Source organism: Synechocystis sp. LEGE 06083 (assembly GCF_015207725.1).
Taxonomy (GTDB): domain Bacteria; phylum Cyanobacteriota; class Cyanobacteriia; order Cyanobacteriales; family Microcystaceae; genus Synechocystis; species Synechocystis salina.
The window spans coordinates 1-3201 of the sequence record NZ_JADEWJ010000352.1 but is presented as its reverse complement, the minus strand read 5'-3'; the positions used below and the strand labels follow the sequence as shown (position 1 = coordinate 3201).

Genomic DNA, 3201 nt, shown 5'->3' with positions numbered 1-3201 from the left:
CCCTAAAAGAACGAGCCGAGGTTTTGCAGTCCTGTCCCCAATGCGGCAGTGCGGTTAACCCGGGGGAAATCGAACGTTGGGGCCGCTGTAGTGTCTGTGCCACCAAGCCCTGGCGGGAAATTTTTTCCCAATCCCGGCCAGAAAAAGATGGGCATCGTTAGTTGTCAGTAGAATGCCCGGTCTAAGTGTAATTACGAATTTGTTGCCCCCAGCCCTCAGGCCTTGGTGGAGGGTTAATTTTTTTACCGGCAGTCGGGGAAACTCCGTAACCTGACAAATTTGCATGGCAACCGTGAATACTTTTAGTTTTTTTTGGGTAAGATGGGGTTAGATATCGGTAAATACGGAGAAATTTCGGGATGTTTTTTTCATCTGTCCCCATTCGCGAGGAGATTGCGGAAAGGTCAAAGGGCTTTTCTCTAACTGTTTTTCCGTGTTTGGTTGCGCCGTTGCTTTAACTAAGTTTAACCGCCTAACTGAGTTTATCTGGAGCTCCGGCCCCGAACTGAGCTGCCATTGTGTTAGCCGCTGCTTGAATCCTAAATAATTTTTCAATTTTTTCGAGTCTTTTAATCCTGAATATGCACAACTCGACCTTGTTTGTCCTTGACTCCCGGGTGTTCCATGGGGGCCTGCTTCAGGCGGCTATTCTGCCCAATGTTGCAGCAATAACCCTAGACCCCGACCAGGACGGTCTCCGGCAGATTACTGAAGCGATTGGGAGACAAGGTGCTGTTCGTTCTCTGCATATTCTTTGCCATGGTTCCCCTGGCTTTCTGCACCTAGGTAATGGTCATCTGGGCTTGGATAATTTGGCCCTTCGCAGTCAGGAGTTAAAAGGCTGGTTTGCTGGGGTAGAGTCCCCCCAACTATCTCTCTACGGTTGCAATGTGGCTGCCGGGGATGCCGGTGCGGAATTTGTTGAAAAGTTAGCTGGGTTAACTGAGGCCGGGGTCGCCGCTTCCACTACGGCGATCGGGCATCAAGCCCTGGGTGGTAATTGGCTTTTAGATTTTCAAACGGGTGATATTGTCATGGAAAATATTTTTTCTGCTCCTGAGTTAGCGGCCTATCCCGGCGTCTTGGATGGCAACGGAGAATGGTCTTTGTTCGACCTAGTAGATTCCTCTGGTATCTACACCGAGCGGCTCGATGCCCTGCAATTGTTAGTACAGGAGCAACTTTCCGGCTTTTTTGCCCAATCTGACTATCTCACTCAGTTAGCCATCCCTTTTAGCGCCACCGCTGGCACTGCTGGCTGGACAGGGAATGCAGAATCTTTGCGGTCTTCCATTTTGGATGGTAGTTACCAAATCCGTTTGGAAGTACGTTCTGGCGCTGAATTACAGGGAGCTTTGGGGGCCTACAGTGCGACCGGAACCACTGGTACCCCGACTATTTATCTGAATGCCGATTGGTTTGCCACCGCTAGCCAAGAGCAAATTGTTGCTGTCTTGCTCGAAGAAATTGGCCATGATTTTGACCAAATTTTAAATGACGGGGCCGATAGCCAAGGCGACGAAGGAGAAATATTTGCGAATGTAGTATTGGGTAATGAATTTTATCTGGCTTCATTACAACAAAATGTCGATCAAGCCCAAATTACCATCGATGGTCAATCCCTTTCCGTTGAACAGTCAGCTCCACCGATTGATGTTGGAGGCCTGCTCCTAAACTTCGATGGTGGCGCAAGCCCTAATAACGCTTCTAATAACTCTACTAACCCTGGCATTTATCAGGCAGGTACTGGTACTGGTGCTGCTACCATCGGCGCAGTCTATAAATTTACTAATATCGTCACTGTTGCAGGAACCCAAATCGATGCTCTGGTGACAATCGATAACATCTCGAATGCCACACTTGTCTCCATAGATGATCCCAACCCTAATGGAAACAATAACTATACAGTTGGCTCTCTTACTATTCCGGACAGTGCTTTTTTTGCTCCCAGGGTTAATGTATCTAGTGCCAATGGAAGAGTTGATTTCACGATTAATTTCCAAGATACCGCCGGTAATCCGCTCGCTCTGACTAATTTATACAGTAATTCCATCGATATCGATGGTCCCGAATTCGTCGAGTATGGCGGATTTGAACTATATCAGCTTGCTAATAATAACCCTTCGACCAACTTAACTGCTTCTGCGGGTGAAGGAGATCAGATCAGATTTACTGGTTCAGGGGAGTATAGTGGTCTGGCTCTCAACGACCAGGGCCGGGTACAAACGAGATTCGATTCGGTTAGTTCTATAAATATCTCTATAGGAGCTACAGCGCCGGTTAATTTTAATGGGGGGCGTCAATTTGGATCCGTTTTTGTATTTATTCCCTACGCCAACGAACCCACCACCGTCACCGTCAATGATGCGCCAGTAAATACCCTACCGGCAACGTTCAGCGTCAATGAGAACACGAACTTAACCTTGAGTAGTTTGTCCATAAGCGATGTGGATGCTGGGACAGGCAATGTAACCGTAAACCTGTCTGTCAATTCAGGAACTTTATCTGCATCACCAGGAGGAGGTGTTACAGTAACCGGCTCTGGAACTGGCTCCATTGTTCTGAGCGGTACAGTAGCCAACATCAATACATTCCTGGGTGTTAGCTCTGCCCCCGTTTTTGCTCCAACTGCCAACTTCAACGGTGCCGTTACCCTCACCATGGTAACCAATGACGGAGGTAATACAGGTTCAGGGGGGGCTAAGTCTGATTCCGACACCTCAACCATTACTGTCAATGCCGTCAATGAACCACCAGTATTGACAGGAGACTTGAGTGCAACGGTAGCCGAAGGTGGAACCTACAGCATCCTAGCGGCAGATTTAGGTTACACCGACCCCGATGATGTAGATGCGGGTGTAACCTTCACGGTGAGTAACCAGAGCAATGGCACGGTATTGGTGAATGGTGTTGCCGCAACCTCCTTCACGGGAACCCAATTGACGGCAGGGCAGGTGAGCTTCCAGCACGATGGTGGTGAAACAACAACAGCCTCCTTTGATGTCCTAGTAGAAGACGGCAACGAAGATAGCTCAACACCAATAGCAAGTACCTTCAATTTCATCGTTACCCCGGTCAATGAACCACCAGTATTGACAGGAGACTTGAGTGCAACGGTAGCCGAAGGTGGAACCTACAGCATCCTAGCGGCAGATTTAGGTTACACCGACCCCGATGATGTAGATGCGGGTGTAACCTTCA

Annotated in this window: 1 protein-coding gene; it reads left to right on the top strand. The window is 48.6% G+C overall.

Annotation, left to right across the window (positions count from 1 at the left end; all coding sequences use genetic code 11):
* Nucleotides 1-581 precede the first annotated feature (581 nt).
* Nucleotides 582-3201: DUF4347 domain-containing protein (locus tag IQ219_RS18300; protein WP_194073553.1), on the top strand; the 2620-nt coding region annotated here is incomplete at its 3' end.